The sequence below is a fragment of the Duganella sp. S19_KUP01_CR8 genome (genome assembly GCF_036688705.1).
Classification (GTDB): domain Bacteria; phylum Pseudomonadota; class Gammaproteobacteria; order Burkholderiales; family Burkholderiaceae_D; genus Rugamonas.
On record NZ_JAQQPR010000002.1, the window covers coordinates 1 to 21,926 of the forward strand.

At 63.6% G+C, this 21,926-nt stretch carries 19 protein-coding genes and 1 tRNA gene; 19 read left to right on the plus strand and 1 reads right to left on the minus strand.

Going from position 1 to position 21,926, the window contains the following annotated elements:
- Window positions 1–142 precede the first annotated feature (142 nt).
- From V6M89_RS01875 to V6M89_RS01925, 11 genes are all read left to right on the plus strand, one after another.
- Window positions 143–219: transfer RNA gene (locus V6M89_RS01875), tRNA-Val, on the plus strand.
- Between the two features lie 199 nt (window positions 220–418).
- Entirely contained in the window at window positions 419–2,326 is a 1,908-nt protein-coding gene (gene thrS, locus V6M89_RS01880) for a threonine--tRNA ligase (RefSeq protein ID WP_332851564.1), read from the plus strand.
- A 19-nt stretch (window positions 2,327–2,345) separates the two neighbouring features.
- A complete protein-coding gene (gene infC / locus V6M89_RS01885) occupies window positions 2,346–2,885 on the plus strand; it encodes a translation initiation factor IF-3 (RefSeq protein WP_081632419.1) in 540 nt (179 codons plus the stop codon).
- A gap of 270 nt (window positions 2,886–3,155) precedes the next feature.
- The gene (gene rpmI, locus V6M89_RS01890) at window positions 3,156–3,353 is read left to right on the plus strand and encodes a 50S ribosomal protein L35 (RefSeq protein WP_099416965.1); all 198 of its coding nucleotides are present in this window, start codon (window positions 3,156–3,158) and stop codon (window positions 3,351–3,353) included.
- A 21-nt stretch (window positions 3,354–3,374) separates the two neighbouring features.
- The gene (rplT, locus tag V6M89_RS01895) at window positions 3,375–3,734 is read left to right on the plus strand and encodes a 50S ribosomal protein L20 (RefSeq protein ID WP_026334467.1); all 360 of its coding nucleotides are present in this window, start codon (window positions 3,375–3,377) and stop codon (window positions 3,732–3,734) included.
- 104 nt (window positions 3,735–3,838) lie between these two features.
- A complete protein-coding gene (gene pheS / locus V6M89_RS01900; RefSeq protein ID WP_116988588.1) occupies window positions 3,839–4,858 on the plus strand; it encodes a phenylalanine--tRNA ligase subunit alpha in 1,020 nt (339 codons plus the stop codon).
- 124 nt (window positions 4,859–4,982) lie between these two features.
- Window positions 4,983–7,409: a phenylalanine--tRNA ligase subunit beta gene (gene pheT / locus V6M89_RS01905; RefSeq protein ID WP_332851565.1), complete on the plus strand. Its 2,427-nt coding sequence runs from the start codon at window positions 4,983–4,985 to the stop codon at window positions 7,407–7,409.
- A 165-nt stretch (window positions 7,410–7,574) separates the two neighbouring features.
- Window positions 7,575–7,922, plus strand: coding sequence for an integration host factor subunit alpha (locus V6M89_RS01910; protein WP_008449399.1), 348 nt, complete (start codon window positions 7,575–7,577; stop codon window positions 7,920–7,922).
- Window positions 7,923–7,938: 16 nt separating this feature from the next.
- On the plus strand, window positions 7,939–8,355 hold the full coding sequence (locus tag V6M89_RS01915; protein ID WP_332851566.1) for a MerR family transcriptional regulator: 417 nt from the start codon (window positions 7,939–7,941) through the stop codon (window positions 8,353–8,355).
- Window positions 8,356–8,498: 143 nt separating this feature from the next.
- Window positions 8,499–9,131 (plus strand): response regulator transcription factor, encoded by a 633-nt coding sequence (locus V6M89_RS01920; protein WP_332851567.1) that lies wholly within the window; start codon window positions 8,499–8,501, stop codon window positions 9,129–9,131.
- A gap of 118 nt (window positions 9,132–9,249) precedes the next feature.
- Window positions 9,250–10,818 carry a CHASE3 domain-containing protein gene (locus tag V6M89_RS01925; RefSeq protein ID WP_332851568.1) on the plus strand — a complete coding sequence of 523 codons (1,569 nt, stop codon included), beginning with the start codon at window positions 9,250–9,252 and terminating at the stop codon, window positions 10,816–10,818.
- On the opposite strand, the gene V6M89_RS01930 is transcribed toward V6M89_RS01925, so the two are convergent.
- On the minus strand, window positions 10,715–11,521 hold the full coding sequence (locus V6M89_RS01930; protein WP_332851569.1) for a Crp/Fnr family transcriptional regulator: 807 nt from the start codon (window positions 11,519–11,521) through the stop codon (window positions 10,715–10,717). The genes V6M89_RS01925 and V6M89_RS01930 overlap by 104 nt on opposite strands.
- Before the next feature lie 217 nt (window positions 11,522–11,738).
- On the opposite strand from V6M89_RS01930, the gene V6M89_RS01935 reads away from it, so the two are divergent.
- The 8 genes from V6M89_RS01935 (at window position 11,739) to V6M89_RS01970 (ending at window position 21,864) form a co-directional block, all read left to right on the plus strand.
- Entirely contained in the window at window positions 11,739–12,419 is a 681-nt protein-coding gene (locus V6M89_RS01935) for a response regulator transcription factor (protein WP_332851889.1), read from the plus strand.
- Window positions 12,412–13,791 carry a sensor histidine kinase gene (locus tag V6M89_RS01940; RefSeq protein WP_332851570.1) on the plus strand — a complete coding sequence of 460 codons (1,380 nt, stop codon included), beginning with the start codon at window positions 12,412–12,414 and terminating at the stop codon, window positions 13,789–13,791. The genes V6M89_RS01935 and V6M89_RS01940 overlap by 8 nt, the downstream gene beginning before the upstream one ends.
- Before the next feature lie 108 nt (window positions 13,792–13,899).
- The gene (locus tag V6M89_RS01945) at window positions 13,900–14,325 is read left to right on the plus strand and encodes a type IV pilin protein (protein WP_332851571.1); all 426 of its coding nucleotides are present in this window, start codon (window positions 13,900–13,902) and stop codon (window positions 14,323–14,325) included.
- The gene (locus tag V6M89_RS01950) at window positions 14,313–14,954 is read left to right on the plus strand and encodes a prepilin-type N-terminal cleavage/methylation domain-containing protein (protein ID WP_332851572.1); all 642 of its coding nucleotides are present in this window, start codon (window positions 14,313–14,315) and stop codon (window positions 14,952–14,954) included. Before V6M89_RS01945 ends, V6M89_RS01950 begins: the two co-directional genes overlap by 13 nt.
- A complete protein-coding gene (locus V6M89_RS01955; RefSeq protein WP_332851573.1) occupies window positions 14,951–15,391 on the plus strand; it encodes a type IV pilus modification PilV family protein in 441 nt (146 codons plus the stop codon). The genes V6M89_RS01950 and V6M89_RS01955 overlap by 4 nt, the downstream gene beginning before the upstream one ends.
- 1 nt (window position 15,392) lies before the next feature.
- The gene (locus tag V6M89_RS01960; RefSeq protein ID WP_332851574.1) at window positions 15,393–16,592 is read left to right on the plus strand and encodes a PilW family protein; all 1,200 of its coding nucleotides are present in this window, start codon (window positions 15,393–15,395) and stop codon (window positions 16,590–16,592) included.
- Window positions 16,589–17,170 (plus strand): pilus assembly PilX family protein, encoded by a 582-nt coding sequence (locus tag V6M89_RS01965; protein WP_332851575.1) that lies wholly within the window; start codon window positions 16,589–16,591, stop codon window positions 17,168–17,170. Before V6M89_RS01960 ends, V6M89_RS01965 begins: the two co-directional genes overlap by 4 nt.
- Window positions 17,171–17,199: 29 nt before the next feature.
- Window positions 17,200–21,864, plus strand: coding sequence for a PilC/PilY family type IV pilus protein (locus V6M89_RS01970; protein WP_332851576.1), 4,665 nt, complete (start codon window positions 17,200–17,202; stop codon window positions 21,862–21,864).
- Window positions 21,865–21,926: the final 62 nt, after the last annotated feature.

Genomic DNA, 21,926 nt, shown 5'->3' on the forward strand with positions numbered 1-21,926 from the left:
GCGGTTAGTTCAGCTGGTTAGAATACTTGGTCGACATCCAAGGGGTCGCAGATTCGAATTCTGCACCGCCCACCAGATTACGTAGCACAGTAGTAAAAGCGCAGTAAAATAGCAGTATCGAGTAGTACAGAGCAGTACCCCCGGGCGGTTAGTTCAGCTGGTTAGAATACTTGGTCGACATCCAAGGGGTCGCAGATTCGAATTCTGCACCGCCCACCAGAACATGTAAGAGCGAGAAAGGCAATCCGGTTATGACACCGCGAACTACTACCAAGCTTTGGGAGTGACGCTAGTCGATCGGGTTTCTTTTGCTCAAAAAAAGAGAAAACGCGGCTAGCCCGCGTTTTTTTTCGTCCGCGTTTTTATTATCATTCTTTTTGTACCACTACCTGGCGCCTGCGCCGAAATGGAGATCGTTATGCTTTCAGTTCGCCTTCCTGATGGTTCTGCCCGTGAATTCGACGGCCCAGTCACCGTTGCACAAGTGGCGTCCAGCATCGCAACCAGCCTGGGCAAGGCCGCGCTGGCCGGCAAGGTTGATGGCAAAGTGGTGGATACCTCTTTCCTGATCGAGAAAGATTCCGATCTGGCCATCATCACCGACAAAGACCCTGAAGGTCTGGACGTGATCCGCCACTCGACCGCCCACTTGCTGGCCTACGCCGTCAAGGAGCTGTTCCCTGATGCGCAAGTGACCATCGGCCCGGTCATCGAAAACGGTTTCTACTACGACTTCTCGTACAAGCGTCCGTTCACGCCTGACGACCTGGTCGCCATCGAAAAGAAAATGGCCGAGCTGGCCAAGAAGGACGAGCCGGTCACCCGCAAGGTGCTGCCGCGGGACGAAGCCGTTGCCTACTTCAAGTCCATCGGCGAAGCCTACAAGGCCGAGATCATCTCGTCGATTCCCGCCGACCAGGATGTGTCGCTGTACACCGAAGGCAGCTTCACCGACCTGTGCCGCGGCCCGCACGTGCCGTCGACCGGCAAGCTGAAGGTGTTCAAGCTGATGAAGCTGGCCGGCGCCTACTGGCGCGGCGACAGCAAGAACGAAATGCTGCAGCGTGTCTATGGCACCGCCTGGGTCAAGAAGGAAGATCAAGAACAATACCTGTTCCAGCTGGAAGAGGCGGAAAAGCGCGACCACCGCAAGCTGGGCAAGCAGCTGGACTTCTTCCACTTCCAGGACGAGGCGCCGGGCCTGGTGTTCTGGCATCCGAAGGGCTGGACCATCTGGCAGCAGGTTGAGCAATACATGCGCAACAAGTACCAGGTCAACGGCTACCAGGAAGTCAAGGCGCCGCAGATCCTGGACTCCAGCCTGTGGGGCAAGACCGGCCACTGGGACAACTACCGCGAAAACATGTTCGTGACGGAGTCGGAAAACCGCTCCTACGCGCTGAAGCCGATGAACTGCCCGGGCCACGTGCAGATCTTCAACAGCAATATGCGTTCGTACCGCGACCTGCCGCTGCGCTACGGCGAGTTCGGCCAGTGCCACCGCAACGAGCCTTCGGGCGCGCTGCACGGCATCATGCGCGTGCGCGGCTTCACCCAGGATGACGGCCACATCTTCTGCACCGAAGAGCAGATCGAGCCGGAAGTGGTGGCTTTCCACACGCAAGCGATGGAGGTCTACAAGGACTTCGACTTCAACAATATCGAAGTCAAGCTGGCGCTGCGTCCGGACAACCGCATCGGCACCGATGAAGTGTGGGACGAGGCCGAGGACGCGCTGCGTTCGGGCCTGCGCGCCTGCGGCGTGAGCTGGACCGAATTGCCGGGCGAGGGCGCGTTCTACGGTCCCAAGATCGAGTACCACCTGAAGGATTCGCTGGGCCGCCCATGGCAGGTCGGCACGATGCAGGTCGACTTCTTCATGCCGGAGCGCCTGGGCGCCGAATACGTGGCGGCCGACAATAGCCGCCAGGTACCGGTCATGCTGCACCGTGCGATCGTCGGCTCGATGGAGCGCTTCATCGGCATCCTGATCGAGAACTACGCGGGCGCCTTGCCGGCATGGTTGGCGCCGGTCCAGGTATCGGTGTTGAACATCTCCGATGCGCAGGCCGAATATGTGGCGCAAGTGGCTGAAAAGCTGCGCCGGAGCGGGTTCCGCGTGCAGACCGATTTGCGCAACGAGAAAATAACCTATAAAATACGCGAACATTCCGTCCAAAAACTGCCCTACATCCTTGTAGTTGGCGATAAAGAGCGGGATGCCAATACCGTGGCTGTGCGGGCACGGGGCAATGTCGATTTGGGCGTCATGTCCATCGATGCCCTGATCGAGCGACTTCAGCAAGACGTCGCCAACAAAGCCTGATCGCACAGTTCTTCATTAGATTTTAAAAGGAATCACCATAGCTACTGACAAGTCGCATCGCATCAATGGCGAAATCACTGCCCCTGAAATGCGTTTAAGTGGGGTCGATAACGAGGCTCTCGGTATCGTGACTTTGGCCGAAGCCTTCCGCCTGGCGGAAGAGGCAAACGTCGACCTGGTCGAGATCGCGCCTACCGCGGTTCCACCAGTGTGCCGTTTGATGGACTACGGCAAATTCAAGTATTCGGAGCAGAAGAAGGCTCACGAAGCGAAATTGAAGCAGAAAATCATCGCCGTGAAGGAAGTCAAATTCCGTCCCGGTACTGATGACGGCGACTACAATATCAAGCTGCGTAACCTCATCAAGTTCCTCGATGAAGGCGACAAAACCAAGATCACGCTGCGTTTCCGCGGTCGTGAAATGGCGCACCAGGATATTGGCTTCCGTATGCTGGAACGCCTGAAGGCCGATCTGGAGCCGTACGGCCAGGTCGAGCAGTTCCCGAAGATGGAAGGCCGCCAGATGATCATGGTCCTTTCTCCGAAGAAGAAAAAGTAATAATTCGTCATTCCCGCGCAGGCGGGAATCCATGCGGAGCGAGCTCAGTATGGACTCCCGCTTTCGCGGGAGAGACGGCTAACGGGCGCCTGCGGGCGTCCGTTTTAATTTGTAGTGCAGAATTGCAGCAACTGGTCTATAATTGCCGGCTGTTGTAATGTAGTGGACTCGCATCTGCTGCAAAAACAAGTGAAAGCAGGCATCTAAGTGTGACGTAGTGTCGCCACCTGCAATCCTGTTTGATATGGAGCTACCCGAGGGTAGATTGCTATGCCAAAAATGAAAACCAAAAGCTCCGCGAAGAAACGTTTTCGCGTGCGTCCAGGTGGTACTGTTAAGAGTGGTCACGCTTTCAAGCGCCACATTCTGACCAAGAAGACCACCAAATCGAAGCGCCAATTGCGCGGTATCACGAACGTTGATGCGGCTGACGTGAAATCCGTCATGCGCATGATGCCAACCGCTTAATCTCACAACTAAGGAGTTACTATGCCTAGAGTAAAACGTGGGGTTACAGCTCGTGCCCGTCATAAAAAAGTATTAAACATGGCCAAGGGTTACCGCGGTCGTCGCAGCAAGGTATACCGTGTTGCCAAGCAAGCAGTTATGCGCGCTGGCCAATACGCTTACCGCGACCGTCGTAACAAGAAGCGCGTCTTCCGCCGCCTGTGGATCGCTCGTATCAACGCCGCTTCCCGTGAGCATGGCGTGACGTACAGCGTCTTCATGAATGGTCTGAAGAAAGCTTCGATCGAACTGGACCGTAAAGTCCTGGCCGATATGGCCGTGATGGACAAGCCAGCGTTCGCTGCGATTGTCAACGCTGTGAAAGCAAAAATCGCTGCTTAATACGCATTGATTTGGACGCGCGATCCCGGCAACGGGTCCGCGACTGAGAACGGGGCAAAGGTTGAAACCTGTGCCCCGTTTTTGATTGAGGATAAGAAAAACGCATGGACTCCCTGGAACAACTCGTCGCCTCAGCAGTGCAGGATTTCATGGCCGCGCAAGATGACGCCGCCGCACTGGAAAATGCCAAAGCCAAATATCTGGGCAAGACCGGCCAGATCACCGAATTGATGAAGGGTCTGGGCAAGCTCGACCCTGAAGCACGCAAGGCGCAAGGCGCCCTGATCAATGCTGCCAAAGGGCAGATTGAAGCGGCGCTGACGGCCCGGCGCGATGCGCTGGCCGACGCCCAGATGCAAACCCGTTTGAACGCCGAGGCCATCGATGTCTCGCTGCCTGGCCGCGGTCGCGCCGGCGGCGGCATCCACCCGGTGATGCGGACCTGGGAGCGGGTGGAAGAGATCTTCCGCTCGATCGGTTTCGACGTGGCCGACGGCCCCGAGATCGAAAATGACTGGACCAACTTCACGGCGCTCAACAGCCCGGAAAACCATCCCGCCCGTTCGATGCAGGACACCTTCTACATCGAAGGCAACGACAGCGAAGGCAAGCCGCTGCTGCTGCGCACGCACACCAGCCCGATGCAGGTGCGCTACGCCCGCAGCCACACGCCGCCGATCAAGGTGATCGCGCCGGGCCGCACCTACCGCGTCGACAGCGACGCCACCCACTCGCCGATGTTCCACCAGGTCGAAGGCCTGTGGATCGCCGAGAACATCAGCTTCGCCGACCTCAAGGGCGTGTACCTGAACTTCGTCAAGGCCTTCTTCGAGACCGACGATCTGCAAGTGCGCTTCCGTCCGTCGTACTTCCCGTTCACCGAGCCGTCGGCCGAGATCGATATCGCCTTCGGTTCCGGTCCGCTGAAGGGCCGCTGGCTGGAGATTTCCGGCTCGGGCCAGGTGCATCCGTCGGTGGTGCGCAACTTCGGCCTGGATCCGGAAAAGTACATCGGCTTCGCGTTCGGCTCCGGCCTGGAACGCCTGACGATGCTGCGCTACGGCGTCAGCGACCTGCGCCTGTTCTACGAAGGCGACCTGCGCTTCCTGAAGCAGTTCAACTGATACGAGACTTAAGCGCCGTCATTCCCGCGCAGGCGGGAATCCATGCTGAGGCGACTACGCCCGCGTACTATGGATTCCCGCTTTCGCGGGAACGACGGGGTAACGATAACTAAAAGGCTTGATTATGCAATTCTCCGAAAACTGGCTCCGTACCATGGTCGATCCGAAGATGACTTCGGACGAACTGGCCCATCTGCTGACGATGTCCGGCCTGGAAGTGGAAGAAGTCGAAGCCGTGGCGCCGCCGTTCTCCAACGTGGTCGTCGGCCACGTGCGCGACATGGCCAAGCATCCGAACGCGGACCGCCTGAACGTCTGCCAGGTCGATGTCGGCACCGGCACCTTGCTCAACATCGTCTGCGGCGCGCCCAACGTGCGCCCGGGCCTGAAGGTCGTGTGCGCGATGGCCGGCGCGATCTTGCCGCCAGGCGCCGACGGCAAGCCGTTTGAAATCAAGGTTGGCCAGCTGCGCGGCGTCGAGTCGCAAGGCATGCTGTGCTCGGCCAAGGAACTGAAATTGTCGGAAGAGGGCAGTGGCCTGATGGAGCTGCCGGACGACGCGCCGGTCGGCCAGAACTTCCGCGACTACTACGCACTGAACGACCTCAAGTTCACCATCAAGCTGACCCCGAACAAGGCGGACTGCCTGTCGGTGCTGGGCGTGGCGCGCGAAGTGTCGGCGCTGACCGGCGTCGCGCTGCACGTGCCTTCGTTCCGTCCCGCCACCGTCAACAGCGCCGAAGTGCTGCCGGTGAAGATCTCGGCGCCGGACCTGTGCGGCCGTTTCTCCGGCCGCGTGATCCGCAACCTGAACGCCAAGGCCGCCACCCCGGACTGGATGAAGCAGCGCCTCGAGCGCAGCGGCCAGCGCTCGGTGTCGGCGCTGGTGGACATCTCCAACTACGTGATGCTGGAGCTGGGCCGTCCATCGCACGTGTTCGACCTGGCCAAGATCCACGGCGGCCTGAACGTGCGCTGGGGTAAAGCCGGCGAAACGCTCAAGCTCCTGAACGGCAACACCGTCAGCGTCGACGAATGGGTCGGCGTGATCTCGGACGACAAGGAAATCGAATCGCTGGCCGGCATCATGGGCGGCGACGCCACCGCCGTCTCGCTGGAGACCGAATCGATCTACCTGGAAGCCGCATTCTGGTGGCCGAGCGCCATCCAGGGCCGCGCCCGCAAGTACAACTTCTCGACCGACGCGGCGCACCGCTTCGAGCGCGGCGTCGACTACGCGACCACGGTCGAGCACATCGAACGCATCACCTCGCTGCTGATCGAAATCTGCGGCACGCCGACCACGCAAATCGGCCCGGTCGACGACCAGATCGTCAACCTGCCGAAGCGCGCGCCGGTGCAGATGCGCACCGCCCGCGCGCAGAAAGTGATCGGCGTGGCGCTGGACGATAAAACCATCGCCGACATCTTCACCCGCCTGGCGCTGCCGTTCACGCTGGCCGACGGCGTGTTTTCGGTGACGTCGCCGTCGTACCGCTTCGACATCGAGATCGAGGAAGACCTGATCGAGGAAGTCGCGCGCGTCTACGGTTTCGAAAACATTCCGACCGTGGCGCCGGTGGCCGCCAACACCATGATCATCGCGCCGGAAAACACCCGCTCGCTGTTCGCGGTGCGCCACCAGCTGGCCGACCTGGGCTTCCAGGAAGTGGTCAACATGAGCTTTGTGGACGCGGCCTGGGAGCAGGACTTCGGCGGCAACGCCAACCCGATCAAGCTGCAAAACCCGATCGCCAGCCAGATGAACGTGATGCGCTCGACGCTGATCGGTAGCCTGGTGGCCAACGTGCGCTACAACCTGAACCGCAAGACCAGCCGCGTGCGCCTGTTCGAGATCGGCGCCATCTACCTGCGCGACGACAGCATTCCAGATGGTCCGCTGACCGTGGCCGGCTATCACCAGCCTAAACGCGTGGCCGCCATGGCCTACGGTGGCGTGGCCGACGAGCAGTGGGGCCAGGACAACCGCCAGATCGATTTCTTCGACCTGAAGGCCGACCTGGAGCACCTGTTCGCGCCGCTGTCGCTGCGCTTCGTCAAGGCCGAACATCCGGCGCTGCACCCGGGCCGCTCGGCGCACGTGCTGCTGGATGGCAAGGTCATCGGCTTCATCGGCGAGCTGCACCCGCGCTGGCTGCAAAAGTACGAGCTGCCGCACGCGCCGGTGGTGTTCGAGGTGGATGCAGTTGCTTTGCAGCAACGATCTGTGCCAGAATACGCGGAAATCTCCAAGTTCCCAGGCGCCACGCGCGATCTGGCGGTGGTCGTCAAGCAAGACGTTCCGGCGCAGGATTTGCTGGACGCATTTAATGCTGCTGTGCAAATGAGTCCGCAGGGCAAGATCGTGCAAGCCATTGTTTTGTTTGATGAATATCGTGGCAAAGGACTGGAGGCGGACGAAAAATCGCTTGCTTTCCGCTTTAGCTTGCAAGATACTCAAAATACGCTGCAAGACGATGTGGTGGAGGCTGTGATGGCCGCCGTCGGCGACGCCGCCAGGCAAAAACACGGCGCCCGCCTGCGCACCTGAGCTGGCAGCCAAGATTGTTGTAAAATCATTATTTGTCGACCATTTGGGAGTCCGGCCTTTGCCGGACTCATTCGTTCTTAGATAAGGCAGGGCAGGAAAATTAATAATAACGACGTAGATTCCGCCGTACTCCAATCCGCATTGGCTGCCGATTTGCATCGGGCCATGCAGGTGGCCAAGGTACGCCAGGATGCAGAAAAAGATTTGCCTACGCTGACCAAGGCGGAGCTGGCCGAGCTGTTGTTCGAACAGGTCGGCCTGAACAAGCGCGAGGCCAAGGATATGGTGGAAACCTTCTTTGACGAGATCCGCAACGCGCTCGAGCGCGGCGAGGCCGTCAAGCTGTCCGGTTTCGGCAATTTCCAGCTGCGCGACAAGCCGCAGCGTCCGGGCCGCAACCCGAAGACCGGCGAAGAAATCCCGATCACGGCGCGCCGCGTGGTGACTTTCCATGCCAGCCAAAAACTCAAGGGCATGGTCGAAGAGACTAATCCGATGGCGCGCGCCGCCTGAGTGGGACTGAGCCGTGATGAATGACCGCCTCGCCAAATCCGAACTGGTTGTGCTGCCGCCGATCCCGGCCAAGCGCTATTTCACGATCGGTGAAGTGAGCGAGCTGTGCGGCGTCAAGCCGCACGTGCTGCGCTACTGGGAGCAGGAATTCACGCAGCTCAAGCCGGTCAAACGGCGCGGCAACCGCCGCTACTACCAGCACCACGAAGTGCTGTTGATACGCCGCATCCGGGAGCTGCTGTACGAACAGGGCTTCACCATCAGCGGCGCCCGCAATAAGCTCGACAGTCGTGCGTATGATGCCGCTGCGGCGGAGTATGATGGCGGCTTGGCTGTCAACGGCGCGCCGGCGGCGGACGTTCCTGCTCCGCTGGACCGGGAAATGATACGCGGCGAATTGCTGGCAATATTGACATTGCTCAAGCAATCATAGCTGGTACTGCTGCCGCGTAGTGCGGCTAGCGGTATGATTGCTGCTATAATTTCAACATTATTCACATCAGCTACGCTGATAGACGGTGGCGTGAAGTCCGGTGGGGCCTATGGCGCAACAGCCGGACAATACGAGGGGAAACAATGATACGCGTTGCCATTTGTGACGACCATCAGATAGTCAGAGCAGGTTTCAAACAGATTTTTTCGTCGTCGGACGATTTCGACGTGGTGGCCGAAGCGGGTACCGGGCGCGAAGCGTTGGAAATCGCCCGGCGCGAGATTTGCGATGTGCTGTTGCTGGACATCGCCATGCCCGACCAGAGCGGCATCGACACCTTGCGCACCATCCGCCAGGGCCAGCCGGATTTGCCGGTGCTGATCCTGTCCGGCTATCCGGCGCAGCAGTACGCGCTGAACCTGTTCAAAATGGGCGCCAACGGCTACCTGAACAAGGAGTGCGAGGCGGACGAGCTGATCACCGCGGTGCGTACCGTGTTCCAGGGCCGGCGCTATGTCAGCTCGACCGTCGGCGAACTGCTGGCGCAAAGCTTCGACCGCGATCCGAACACGGCGCTGCATACCGAGCTGTCGGACCGCGAGTTCCAGGTGTTCCTGCGCCTGGCGCGCGGCGCCACCGTGTCGGACATCGGCGTGGCGCTGTCGCTGAGCATCAAGACCGTCAGCACCTACCGCACCCGCATCATGGAAAAAATGGGCATGCAGTCGAATTCCGACCTGACCTACTATGCCATGAAGAATAACCTGCTCGACTAGCTTGCCGGGCGCGCACCATTGCGTGCTCCAAAAGCATCGCTTTCCTCATCGGTCTATAATTCGGCTAGTGTGGCGTATGTCCGCCCCGGATCAAACCTTGTGAAGGAAACTCATCAGGATGTATTTCACTGTCGAAACAGCGCCGCATCACCGCCTGCCGCTGTACAAGACCGTCTTGTGCGTGACCTGTGCGCTGCTGCTGATCGTCAACGGATTCAGCCTGTTCCACAATTTGCAAGCCTTGCGCGGCGCCCAGGTGCAGTTGGGCCAGACCGCGCGCGTGGCGGACCGCCTGCAATACCTGAACGTGCTGGTGCTCGATGCTGAAAGCAGCATGCGCGGCTATTTCCTGTCCGGCCGCGACGCCTACCTTGGCCCCACCAAGACCGCGCTGGCCGAAACCGAGATCGAATTCAAGGAGCTGGACAAGCTGCTGGCCGATAGCCCGTCGCAGCTGAAGAACCTGGCGCAACTGCACACGCTGGTGCGCCGCCGCCTCTCCATCATGAGCCAGGCCATCGACGTCTACCGCGAGGGCGGGCTGGAGGAGATCGTCAAGATCGCCAAGCTCAGCGATGGTCGCGCCAGCATGGACGAGATCCGCCTGCAGGTGGTGATCATGGAGCAGGAGCAGAACGAAACCCTGGTCTCGCGCAGCGCCATGTTCTACCAGGAATACCAGAAGGCGGTGCTGCTGGGCATGGGCATCAACGCGCTGGCCATCATGGTGCTGGTCATGTTCTACCAGTTGGTGCGGCGCAGTTTCGCCAACCGCGCCCAGGTCGAGCACGCGCTGCAAAGCGCCAATGAAAACCTGGAGTCGCAGGTCGAGCAGCGTACCGAACAGTTGTCGGTGCTGTCGCGCCACCTGATCAGCATCAGCGAGGAAGAGAAGGTCAGGCTGTCGCGCGAGCTGCACGACGAGCTGGGCGCCAACCTGACCTCGATCAGCATGGACATCGCCGCCGTCACCCAGCAATTGCAGAAGACCGATCCGGAACTGGCGGCGCAGCTCAAGCGCGCCCGCGCCACCTTGGTGGAAACGGTGGAAATGAAGCGCCGCATCGTCGAGAACCTGCGCCCCAGCCTGCTCGACAACCTGGGCCTGTGCGCCGCCATCGAAAGCTATTGCAACGAATTCAGCCGCCTGGCCAAGGTGCGCTGCGACTGCGACGTCGACGCCGATATCGAAGGCGCGGCCCGCCAGTCGGGCGACCTGTCGATCGCCTTGTTCCGCATCGTGCAGGAGTCGCTGACCAATATCCGCAAGTACGCCAAAGCCAGCCGCGTCACCGTCACCATGAGCCTGACTCCGGGCGGCCTGACGCTGCGCATCATCGACGACGGCATCGGCATTGCGTCCAACACCATCGTCAAGCCGATGTCGCATGGTTTGCTGGGGATGCGCGAGCGCGCCTTGCTGTTGGGCGGCACACTGACGATACGTCGCGGCCGTAATGATGCGGGTACCTGCATCGAGGTTGCCATTCCGTTGCGCAATCGCGCGCCTAACGAAGAACGCCGCGCCGAAGATGGCCCGGCGATGGCGATGGCGGCGCTGCCGCCGGCCATCAGCGAAGTGCTTAGTTCCGTGCTACATCCACCAGCAGACGGTCGTATTCCGTCTTCGCCACCTTATAGCACTCACCCGCATACGCCTCCAAGCCTGAGCGATCAAGCACAGTGATGTTGCCGCGGCGGTAGGTGATCAGGCCGTCGTCCTGCAATTTGCCGGCGGCGGCGGTGATGCTTTCGCGGCGCACGCCCAGCATGATGGAAATCATTTCCTGCGTGACCTTCAATTCGTTCGATGGCGAGCGGTCCAGGCGGTCCAGCAGCCAGCGGCACAGCTTTTGTTCGATCGAGCTGTGGCGGCCGCCGACGGCGTTCTGCGCCATCTGCGCGAACAGCGCGGTGTTGTAGCGCATCAGCAGCGCGGGCAGGGCGCCGCCCTGGTTGAAGGCGTCGCGCAGATGCTGGGCTTTCATGCGGTAGCCGTAGCCGGCCGCCTGCACCACGGCGCTGCACATGGCGCGCTCGCCTTCGAACAGCGACACGCCGACCACGCCTTCGTGACCCACCACGGCGATCTCGGTGGTGGCGCCGTCTTCCATCACATACAGCAGCGAGACGATGGCGGTGGTCGGGAAGTGCACGTAGTCCATCGCGCCGCCGAATTCAAACAATTCTTTGCCGAAGGGCAGGGTCACCAGTTCCAGGTGTTCAAACAGCGATTCCAGCACCTCGCGTGGGAGTGCGGCCAGCAATTCGTTCTGCAGGGTGCCGCTGTAGCTGACAACAGGCCGTGACGCAACCTTGAATTCTTTCGACTTCACCGCCATGCGTGGCGCTGTGGTTTTGTCGGTTGCGTTAAGTTGGGTGTTGTTCATTTTGTTCCTCACAATCTGGCTATACAAGAGCACCGAAGGCTTGCTTCAGTGTTGCCATAACTTTAGGGGCTTTGTTAGATTGCGAACATAAGAGGAGGGGACGCACAAATGTAGGCTTGCAACATGGCACTTTGTAGGTCTGGTCCTACACGAGCTCTATTTTTCTCCAGAGGGCGCGTGCATAATGCACAAATTGAATTCGAACGGCGCACAGAACATGCATGTACTTGTGGTGGAAGATGACGCCGTCCTGGCCGACGGCCTGAGCCGGGTATTGAGCGGCCACGGCATGGCGGTCGAGGTGGTCGGCAACGGCACCCAGGCCGACGCGCTGCTGCAGCGCGCCGAGCACACCGAGGTGGTGGTGCTCGATATCGGCCTGCCCGGCATCGACGGTTTCGAGGTGGTGCGGCGGCTGCGCGCGCGCGGCAGCCAGGTGCCGGTGCTGCTGCTGACGGCGCGCGACGCCATCGAGGACCGGGTGCGCGGCCTGGAGCTGGGCGCCGACGATTACCTGGTCAAGCCCTTCGCCACCGCCGAGCTGGTGGCGCGGCTGCGCGCGCTGGCGCGCCGCAACACGCCCAAGCCGACCGTGCTGGCGCTGGGCGACCTGGCGCTGGACATGTCGGCCAAGCGCGCCCGCGTGCGCGACAAGACCATCGAGCTGTCGGTGCGCGAATGGGCGGTGCTGGAATACCTGTTGCAGCACGGCGCGCGCGTGGTGTCCAAGCAGCAGATCATCGACGCCATCCTGCCGTGGGGCGACGACCTGACCCTGAACGCGGTGGAAGTCTACATCTCGCGCCTGCGGCTGAAGATCGCCGACGCCGGCGTCTCGATCCGCACCATCCGCGGCTTCGGCTACATGCTGGAGCAGACGCCGGCCGCGCATGAATAGCATCCGGCTGCGCCTGCTGAAGTGGCTGATCGGCCCGATCCTGCTGATCAACCTGGCCGGCGGCGCGCTGACCTATATGCTGGCCTGGCTGCCGGCCCAGCTGGCGTTCGACCAGGGCCTGTCCGGCGCCGCCGCCGCGCTGGGCGCGCGCCTGAGCGCGGACGGCGGCCAGCTGCGCATCGACCTGCCGCGCCAGGCCGAGCAAGTGCTGCGCAGCGACGACACCGACGCCGTCTATTTCGTGGTGCGCGACCAGGCCGGCCACACCATCGCCGGCGACGCCGATTTCCCGCCGCTGCCGCGCGCGGCGGCGGATGGCGCAACGTCCGCAAACAAGCCCGCCGTGGCCTTCGACAGCGCGCTGCGCGACGAAGCCGTGCGCGGCGTGGTGCTGCGCCTGGCCTTGCCGGCCGCCTCGGGCGCGCCAGTGCCGGCCACCATCGGCGTCGCCAAGACGCTGCGCAAGCGCAGCCAGATCCGCCAGGCCGTGGTGCGCGCGCTGGTGCTGCTGGAATCGCTGTTCGCGCTGACCTGCGTCGGCCTGATCTGGTTCTCGGTCAGCAACGGCCTGCTGCCGCTGAACCGCCTGCGCGCCGGCCTGAACGCGCGCGACGGCGACGACCTCGAACCGATCGCGGCGGCGCAGGTGCCCTACGAACTGGAGCCGGTGGTGTCCGCCTTCAACGGCCTGCTGGACAAGGTCAGCCAGGGCGCCCGCGCGCGCCAGGAGTTCCTGGCCAATGTCGCGCACCAGTTGCGCACGCCGCTGGCCGGCTTGAAGACCCAGCTCGAATGGCTGGGCGCGCGCCATGCCGAACCGGAAACCGCGCACTCGCTCAAGCTGATGCTGTCGGCCACCGAGCGCATGATACGCAAGACCAACCAGCTGCTGGCGCTGGCCCGCGCCGAGCCTGGCCATTTTGAAAAAACCCGGCTGGAACCGGTGGCGCTGGACGCACTGGTGGAGGTCGCGATCCAGTCCTTCGTCGACCAGGCCACGCTGAAGACGATCGACCTCGGCTTCGATCTGCAGCCGGTCACCATCGTCGGCGACCGTTTCCTGCTGCGCGACCTGATCGACAACCTGATCGACAACGCCATCCGCTACACGCCGCCCCACGGCACGGTGACGGTGGCTTGCCGGCCGGATGGCGAGGGCGGCTGGCTGACGGTGGAGGACAACGGCCCCGGCATCCCGCCACACAAGCGCGAGCAGGTGTTCAGCCGTTACGTGCGGCTGGACGACCAGACCACCGGCAGCGGCCTGGGCCTGGCGATCGTGCGCGACATCGCCACCGTCCACGGCGCCACGCTCACCGTCGCCGAGGCCGCCGGCGGCCGGGGCGCGCTGTTTTCCGTGCACTTCCGCTAGTTTTTTCCGCCTTTTTTCTGCTGTCAGGAATTTGTCAGCATTTCCTCAGGGAAATGCAAGCTTGGCCCGCTACACTCCAGTCATTAGAAAACCAAGCGGGAGTGGGCCATGAAGCGTATCCAAAAAGGCTTTACCTTGATCGAGATCATGATCGCCGTGGCCATCGTCGGCATCTTGATGGCGGTGGCGATCCCGGCCTACAGCGATTATGTGCTGCGCGGCCGCCTCAGCGAAGCGTTCACCGCGCTGGGCGGCGCCCAGCCGGCGGCCGAGCAGTTCTGGTCCAACAACCGCACCTATGTCGGCTTCAACGGCGCCAGCACCTTTCCGGGCAACACCGCCTACTTCACCTACGCGCTGGGCGCGGCCAGCGCCTCCAGCTACACGGTGACGGCGACCGGCATCGGCAAGATGAACGGCTTCATCTACACCATCGACCAGAACGGCACCCACGCCACCGCCGGCACGCCAGCCGGCTGGGGCGTCAGCGCTTCGTGCTGGGTGGACCATAAAGGTGGCGCATGTTCCAACTAACGCCGCCGGCCCGGCGCCGCCAGCGTGGCCTGACGCTGCTGGAGCTGCTGCTGACGCTGGCCATCTTCTCCTACCTGCTGGGGATAGGCATTCCGAACGCCAGCAACTGGTTGCTCAGCAACCGGGCGCGCGGCGCGAGCGAATTCTATGCCGACGGCTTCAGCCTGGCGCGCCGCCAGGCCGTGATGCATAACAGCTTCAGCCGGATTTCGCTGACGCCCAACGTCAACAGCGGGCAGATGGACTGGCAGGTCGACATCTGCTTCGTCTCGCCGGCCACCCAGTGCGGCGCGGCCGAAGCCGGCTGGTCGACGGTCAACGCGCCGGCCGCCAACGATCCCGAGGGCGCGGCCGGCTACCGCTCGGTGTACCGCGCGGCCGATGCGCTGCCCAACTCCGAAGTGCTGCTGCCGACCACTTTGCCGGAAGGCAGTTCGCAGGTCTATTACACGCCGATCGGCTGGGTCGACACCCGCTTCGCCCAGCGCCTGAACAGCTTGCGCCTCGACCCGGCCGTCAAGTACGCCGGCGAGGTGCCGGTCGTGGCGCTGGTGATCACGCTGGCCGGCATGGCCAGCAAGTGCGATCCGCGCCTTCCCGTCACCGACACCAGGGCTTGTCCTCCATGAAAACCGCCATCCATACCACCACCCACCGCCGGCCCGCGCGCCGCCAGGGCGGCATCGCGCTGCTGGAGGCGATGCTGGCCATCGTCATCCTCGGCATCGGCCTGATCGGCACCCTCGGCTTGCAGGCGCGCGCGTATTCGGCGCTGTCGGACGCCAGCCTGCGGGCCGAGGCCACCTTGGCCGGGGAAAAACTGCTGGGCACGATGAACGCCGACAGCAACAACCTGCTGAACTACGGCGCCACCGAGGGCGGGGCTGCCACCGCCGCCACCCAGCCCTGGGTGGACGAGACCAAGGCGGCGATCCCCGGCGCCATCGTCGGCGTGGTGGTGGTGCCGCAGCAGCTGCGGGTCCAGGTGGATATTTCGATCCGCTGGAAGCGCAAGTCCAGCGACGCCCTCAACCAGCATCTGGTCACTTCCTACATTGCGCTCTGATATGAACACCTCTCTCTTGCGCCGCCGTGGCGGTGCTTCACCGGGTTTTTCGCTGGTGGAACTGATGGTCAGCGTGGTGATCGGCCTGCTGGCGCTGCTGTTCGCCACCCGCCTGATCGTCGGCGGCGAAAAGACCAAGGACGCCGCCGTCGGCGGTTCCGACAGCATGCAGAACGGCATGCTGGCGCTGTTCTCGCTCAGCAGCGACGCCACCGAGGCGGGCTGGGGCCTGAACGATCCGATGGTGGCCGGCTGCGACACCGTGTTCGCCGACGCCAACGGCTACGTGCTGCCGACCGCGCAGCGCGGCGGCGCCAACTTCACGCCGCTGGCGGCGGTGGTGATCCAGTCCAACGGCCCCGACCCGGACCTGATCTCCTTCAACAGCGGCACCTCGCAGGCGGGCGCCGGTTCGGTCAAGCTGTTCGCCGACTACACGGTCGGCAACACCATCACGGTCGACAGCAAAAACCCCTACGCCTTCACCAACGGCGACGTGCTGGTGGTGGCGCCGCTGACCCCAGGCAGCGGCAAGTGCACCTTGTTCCAGCTGTCCGGCTTTGGCGCCGCGCCCAACAGCACCATCCTGGTCGCCACCGGCGGCCCCTACCGCTTCAATCCGCTGGCCGGCCTGGCCACGCCCTACAAGCAGAACCTGGCCTACATCTACAACCTCGGCTCGCCCACGCTGCTGCACTTCCACACCTGGAGCGTGGCCAACGGCGTGCTGCTGTTGCGCGCCACCGAACTGGCCGGCGCCGAACTGGCCGGCATCTCGGTGACCGACAACGTGGTCAGCATCAAAGCCCAGTACGGCTTTGACGCGCGCCTGCCCGGCCCCAATCCCTACGACCCCAATCCCGGCGCCGACGGCATGCAGATCACCAAATGGAGCGGCGCCATGATCGACGCCGACAGCGACGGCATCGTCGGCAGCCCCGGCGATTTCCAGCGGGTGGCCGCGGTGCGGATCGCCGTGGTGGCGCGCAGCAAGAACACCGAGAAACCGAACTCGGCCGGGCAGTGCAGCGCCACCACCGTGCGGCCCACCGTGTTTGCCGGCACCGCCCCGGCCGGCGTGGCGGCGGCGCCGGTGCAGGTCAACGTGGCGGTGACCGGCGACAGCGTGTCGTGGCAGTGCTATCGCTACCGCGTGTTCGAGACCATCGTGCCGATTCGTAACGCCCAATGGAGGCCATGATGCGCCTGCCCACCCGACAACGCGGCATCGCGCTGCCCATCATGCTGATCATGCTGACGGTGATGCTGGTCAGCAGCATCTACCTGCTCAAGTCCAGCACCTCGACCACGCTGACCACCTCCAACCTGGCCTACGATGCGTCGCTCAGCAAGGCGGCCGATCTCGGCGTCCACACCGCGTTCGCCTACCTGCGCTCGATGACCAACGCCTCGCTGCTGGAAGTGAACCAGCCGGCCAACGGCTACGTCGCCACCCTGACGCCGACCTGGACCGCCAGTACCCCGGCCTTCTGGAACGGCTCGGTCCTGTTGGCGGCCGACCCCTCCGGCAACCGGGTCGAGTATGTGATCCACCGGCTGTGCGACTTCGCCGGCGCCTTCAACGCGCCCGGCAACCGCTGCCTGCTGACCTCGGCGCGGCCGAATTCCAAGTCCAAGGTCCCCTACGGCAAGAGCGGCCGCGCCGACAGCCCGAACTACCTGGACCAGCCGCAACTGCACTACGTGGTGACGGCGCGCATCGTCGGCGCCCGTGGCGGCAATGTGGTCACGCAAGCGGTCGTCATGAAAGGGCCGTGAGGCCGTCGTCTTTTTGAATGGGAACCATCATGAACAAGCTCATTTCCACGCTGGCCGGCCTGGCCCTCGCTTCGGCGCTGTGCGCGTCGCAGCCGGCGCTGGCCGGGACGACCCAGATCGCCCAGGTGCCGCTGCTCAACATCACCGGCACCGGCACCGTCAAGCCCAATCTGATGCTGCTGTTCGATAACTCCGGCTCGATGGACCAGACCTACACGCCGGACTACGTCAACGACAACCTGTGCCGCAGCGCCGCCACGCTGCAGGCCGGCATCACCGCCTGCGCGGTCGGCCATCCGCCGTTCATGAGTCCGGATTTCAACAAGCAGTACTACAATCCGACCATCCGCTACCTGGTGCCGATCAAGTCCGACGGCAGCTACTATCCGGAGCAGAACGCCGCCAACACCAGCAACTGGACCTCGGTCAGCGGCGACGGCTTCGGCGCCCACAAGGCTGACATGGCCGGCAACACGGTGACCGCCAACATCAACCTGGTGACCGGCTTCCCGGACCTGAAGTGGTGTTCGGGCAGCAGCTGCCAGTTCAACACCGCCAGCTACACCTACCCGGACGCCACCTACCAGACCGCCACCGCGATCACCACCGGCCCGTACTACTACACCATCGGCGTCGGCCAGTTCTGCACCGACGAGAGCATGAAGACCTGCGTCTCGACCGCGGTCGGCGCCACCGCGCCGTCCGGCTATCCGGTGGCGGCCAAGGTGCGCTGGTGCAGCGACAAGCTGCTGACCCAGTGCCAGGGCAAGCGCGTGGGCAGCTTCATCTACCCCGGCTATTCCAAGCCGGCCGGCGCCACCGCATCCTACGGCACCATCGCCATCGGCGCCTCGGCCACGGCCAGCTCGCTGGGCATCACCAGCGTGGTGGTCAACGGCAGCACCACCGTCACCAACGCCACCGTCACCGCCGCCACCGGCACCAACAGCCTGATCAAGCAGCAGACGCTGGCCAGCGCCCTGGCCGCCAATATCATGGCCACCACGAACGCCAAGGCCGCCAGTTCCACCAGCCTGTACTTCGCCTGCGTCAAGACCCCGACCGGCCAGCCCACCGTGTCGGCCTGCAGCGTGTTCGGCATCACGCTCAGCGCCGACAACCTGGTGGCGGTGCTGCCGGTCAGCTGCTCCGGCAGCATCAGCGTCGCCACCTGCGTCACCTTCGCGGACAATTCGCGCGCCGGCTGGGGCATCGCGGTGACCGCGCCGACCGTTGCGGTGACGGCCTATGCGCCGGCCCGGGCGGTGATCAGCTTCACCGGCTCGGGCACCTCGGGGTCGCAGACCGCCATCCTGAAAAACCTCAGCTATGCGGGCACCGCGCTGGTCGGCAGCACCTCCGGCGGCACGCCGAGCTACCTGAGCCTGGGCAAGGGCTGGACGCCGACCCAGATCGCGTCTGCGCTGGTGAGCAAGATCGGCACCACTGGCAACATCAAGGCCTACCTGGGCAACAGCAGCAATTGCCCGACCGGCTATACCGTCACCAGCGTCTGCCTGCAGAACTGGGCCTCGACCGACAACACCGGCACCATCCCGGCCTTCAGCATGGACAACCAGGGTTCGATCTCCTGGAGCACCACCGGCTCCAGCGGCTACGTGGCCGCCGTCAACGACGCCATCCCGACCACCACCACGGCGCTGACGGCCGGTTCCGGCGCGCCGAATCCCTTCGTGCGGGTCAACATCGTCAGCGGCCAGACCTACCCGAAAGGCATCGACCGCACCGACTGCGCCGGTTCCACCTGCACCTACGCCGAAGAGATGAACAACTTCGCCAACTGGTATGTGTACTACAAGAGCCGCCTGCAAATGATGAAGACCTCGGTCGGCATCGCCTTCTCGGCGATCACCGCCAACTACAAGGTCGGCTACGTCAAGCTGTCGAACGCCGGCGCCGGCGCCGCCATCGACCTGAAGCCGGCCGACTTCACCGGCAGCGCCCGCGCCAGCTGGTACACCACGCTGTACAACACCACCACCTCGGGCTCGACGCCGATCCGCACCGCGATGGACAACGTCGGCCGCATGTTCGGCAACCTCCTGCCCTACAACTACGCGGCCGGGCAGGAAGTGGTGCAGTACCCGTGCCAGCAGAACTTCATGATACTGACCACCGACGGCTACTGGAACGGCAGTTCCACCGCCAACGTGGTCAACAACGACAACGTCGAGAGCGCAGCGCGCTTCTGCACCCAGGCGCGCGGCTGCCTCGACGCGCGGGCGCAGTCGCAGCCGTCGATCGCCGACGTGGCGCTGCACTGGTACAACGGCGGCTCCAGCACCGGCACGGTGTCGCTGCGGCCGGCGCTGGAGCCGGACATGAGCAAGCCCGGCTCGGTGCCGGCGGCCGGCGGCGAGAACACCCACCTGCACATGAACACCTACACGCTGGGCCTGGGCGTGGACGGCGTGATGACCTATGAGGCCAACTACGACACCGCGCCCAAGACCAGCGGCGACTTCTACAACCTGATCACGGCGGCCACCAGCGGCTGTCCGTGGAACGGCGGCGGCGCCTATGTCTGGCCCGATCCGGACGTCACCAACGCCGCCAGCACCGTGCAGGAGCGGGTCGACGACCTGTGGCACGCCGCCATCAACGGCCACGGCAAATACTTCAGCGCCCAGGATCCGAAAGACGTGGTGGGCGGCCTGAGCGAAGCGCTGTCGAATATGCAGGTGCACGTGGGCGCGGCCGCCGCGGCCGCCACGTCGACGCCGAACATCACGCTGACCGACAACGATATCTTCTCCGACACCTTCACCACCGTGAAGTGGTACGGCGAACTGTCGGACAAGAAGATCGACAGTACCGACGGTAGCGTCGGCAACACCGCCACCTGGACCACCAGCGACACGCTGGGCAAAAAGGTCGGCAACAGCAGCGACTCCCGCACCATCTACATGTACAACATCGGCGGCGCCGTCGCCAGCACGCCGGATCCCTTCCTGTTTGGCAATATGAAGGGGGCGGCCGGCAGCTGGTTCTCCAACAAGTGCACCTCGCTGTCGCAATGCGTGCTGCTGTCGGCCTCGGACAAGGTCATCGTCAACGACGGCGCCAGCATGGTCAACTACCTGCGCGGCCAGCAGCAGTATGCCGACGACAGCCTGTTCCGCGCCTACACGCTGACCCTCAACACCCCGGCCGGCGCCGCCGGGCCGATCCCGATCGTGCTGGGCGACATCGCCTCGTCCAAGCCGGCCTTCGTGCGCGACCCGCGCAACGATTACCCGGACCCGGACTACGTCACCTTCAAGGACAAGTACGGCAACCCGACCAGTCCCGACTACCGCAGCGGCGTCGTGTTCACCGCCGCCAACGACGGCATGCTGCACGCCTTCGACTCCGCCACCGGCAACGAGCTGTGGGCCTACGTGCCGCGCATCACGATGAAGAAGCTGTACGCGCTGGCCAGCACCACCTACGGCACCAACCACCAGTTCACCACCGACGGCTCGCCGGAGGTGGCCGACGTCAAGGCCGCGGTGGGCTGGCGCACCGTGCTGGTGGCCGGCCTGAACGGTGGCGGCCGCGGCTACTACGCGCTGGACATCACCGACACCAGCCATCCCAAGCAGCTGTGGGAATTCTGCGCCGACTCCACCGTCTGCCCGCTCAGTGACGGCGACCTCGGCCTGACCTTCGGCAACCCGCAGTTCGGCACCTTGGCCAACGGCCGCTGGGTGGTGTTCCTGACCTCCGGCTACAACAACGTGCCCGGCACCGACGGCGTCGGCACCGGCACCGGCAAGGGCTTCCTGTACGTGCTGGACGCCTACACCGGCGAGCTGATCAGCAAGAACGGCAACGGCTCGGGCGACACCACCACGCCGTCCGGCCTGGCCAAGATTTCCGCCATCAGCGACGATCCGGGCGCCGATCCGCGCGTCCAGTACGTCTACGGCGGCGACAACCAGGGCCAGATGTGGCGCTTCGACCTGACCGCGGCCTCGGGCGCGATCAACGTCAGCCTGCTGGGCAACGCCGGCGTCAACAAGCCGATCACCACCCGTCCGGACGTGACCATGTGCGCGGTGCAGGTGACCACCACCACCGCCGGCGTGACCACCACCACCACCACCGGCAAGCGGGTGGTGCTGTTCGGCACCGGCCGCCTGCTGGACGTGCCCGACACCTCCGACACCTCGGTGCAGAGCCTGTACCTGCTGAAGGACAGCGCCAGCCCGATCACCGACATCCGCGGCTCGACCATGGTGAAGCAGACCCTGAGCCTGCTCGGCTCCAGCAGCAACATCAACAGCTACCAGATCACCAACAACCCGGTCGACCTGACCAGCAGGGACGGCTGGTACTTCGACTGGTCGGTCAACGCCGGCGAGCGCATGAACCTGGATCCGCAGATCGTCAGCGGCGTGGCCAATGTGGTGACCAATATGCCGTCCTCGTCGTCGGCCTGCTCGGTGGGCGGCTCCAGCAACCTGTACCAAGTCAACGTCTGCAACGGCCAGGCGATCGGCAACCACCCGGTCGGGGCGACCCTGTCGAACACCTCGGCGGCGGTCGGTTTCATCATCATCCGCCTGCCGAACGGCCAGCTGAAGATGATCACCACCCTGGCCGACGGCACCAACAAGACCTCGCCGCTGTCCGAGCAGATCTCGGCCGACGCCCACCGCACGGGCTGGCGCCGGGTGAAAGGGGAATAATCGGGGGCAAACAGTTCACACGGCGGGGCCAACTATCGGTAAAATCGAGGGTTTTGCAGCCC

What these genes read in the sequence shown, in the direction of transcription:
- V6M89_RS01910 (WP_008449399.1), top strand. Translation starts at nt 7,575, where the DNA reads ATGCAGGTGGCCAAGGTACGCCAGGATGCAGAAAAAGATTTGCCTACG.
- V6M89_RS01960 (WP_332851574.1), top strand. Translation starts at nt 15,393, where the DNA reads ATGAACACCTCTCTCTTGCGCCGCCGTGGCGGTGCTTCACCGGGTTTT.
- V6M89_RS01920 (WP_332851567.1), top strand. Translation starts at nt 8,499, where the DNA reads ATGATACGCGTTGCCATTTGTGACGACCATCAGATAGTCAGAGCAGGT.
- rpmI (WP_099416965.1), top strand. Translation starts at nt 3,156, where the DNA reads ATGCCAAAAATGAAAACCAAAAGCTCCGCGAAGAAACGTTTTCGCGTG.
- pheT (WP_332851565.1), top strand. Translation starts at nt 4,983, where the DNA reads ATGCAATTCTCCGAAAACTGGCTCCGTACCATGGTCGATCCGAAGATG.
- V6M89_RS01950 (WP_332851572.1), top strand. Translation starts at nt 14,313, where the DNA reads ATGTTCCAACTAACGCCGCCGGCCCGGCGCCGCCAGCGTGGCCTGACG.
- thrS (WP_332851564.1), top strand. Translation starts at nt 419, where the DNA reads ATGCTTTCAGTTCGCCTTCCTGATGGTTCTGCCCGTGAATTCGACGGC.
- V6M89_RS01945 (WP_332851571.1), top strand. Translation starts at nt 13,900, where the DNA reads ATGAAGCGTATCCAAAAAGGCTTTACCTTGATCGAGATCATGATCGCC.
- rplT (WP_026334467.1), top strand. Translation starts at nt 3,375, where the DNA reads ATGCCTAGAGTAAAACGTGGGGTTACAGCTCGTGCCCGTCATAAAAAA.
- V6M89_RS01940 (WP_332851570.1), top strand. Translation starts at nt 12,412, where the DNA reads ATGAATAGCATCCGGCTGCGCCTGCTGAAGTGGCTGATCGGCCCGATC.
- V6M89_RS01930 (WP_332851569.1), bottom strand. Translation starts at nt 11,521, where the DNA reads ATGAACAACACCCAACTTAACGCAACCGACAAAACCACAGCGCCACGC.
- V6M89_RS01955 (WP_332851573.1), top strand. Translation starts at nt 14,951, where the DNA reads ATGAAAACCGCCATCCATACCACCACCCACCGCCGGCCCGCGCGCCGC.
- pheS (WP_116988588.1), top strand. Translation starts at nt 3,839, where the DNA reads ATGGACTCCCTGGAACAACTCGTCGCCTCAGCAGTGCAGGATTTCATG.
- V6M89_RS01970 (WP_332851576.1), top strand. Translation starts at nt 17,200, where the DNA reads ATGAACAAGCTCATTTCCACGCTGGCCGGCCTGGCCCTCGCTTCGGCG.
- V6M89_RS01925 (WP_332851568.1), top strand. Translation starts at nt 9,250, where the DNA reads ATGTATTTCACTGTCGAAACAGCGCCGCATCACCGCCTGCCGCTGTAC.
- V6M89_RS01965 (WP_332851575.1), top strand. Translation starts at nt 16,589, where the DNA reads ATGATGCGCCTGCCCACCCGACAACGCGGCATCGCGCTGCCCATCATG.
- V6M89_RS01915 (WP_332851566.1), top strand. Translation starts at nt 7,939, where the DNA reads ATGAATGACCGCCTCGCCAAATCCGAACTGGTTGTGCTGCCGCCGATC.
- V6M89_RS01935 (WP_332851889.1), top strand. Translation starts at nt 11,739, where the DNA reads ATGCATGTACTTGTGGTGGAAGATGACGCCGTCCTGGCCGACGGCCTG.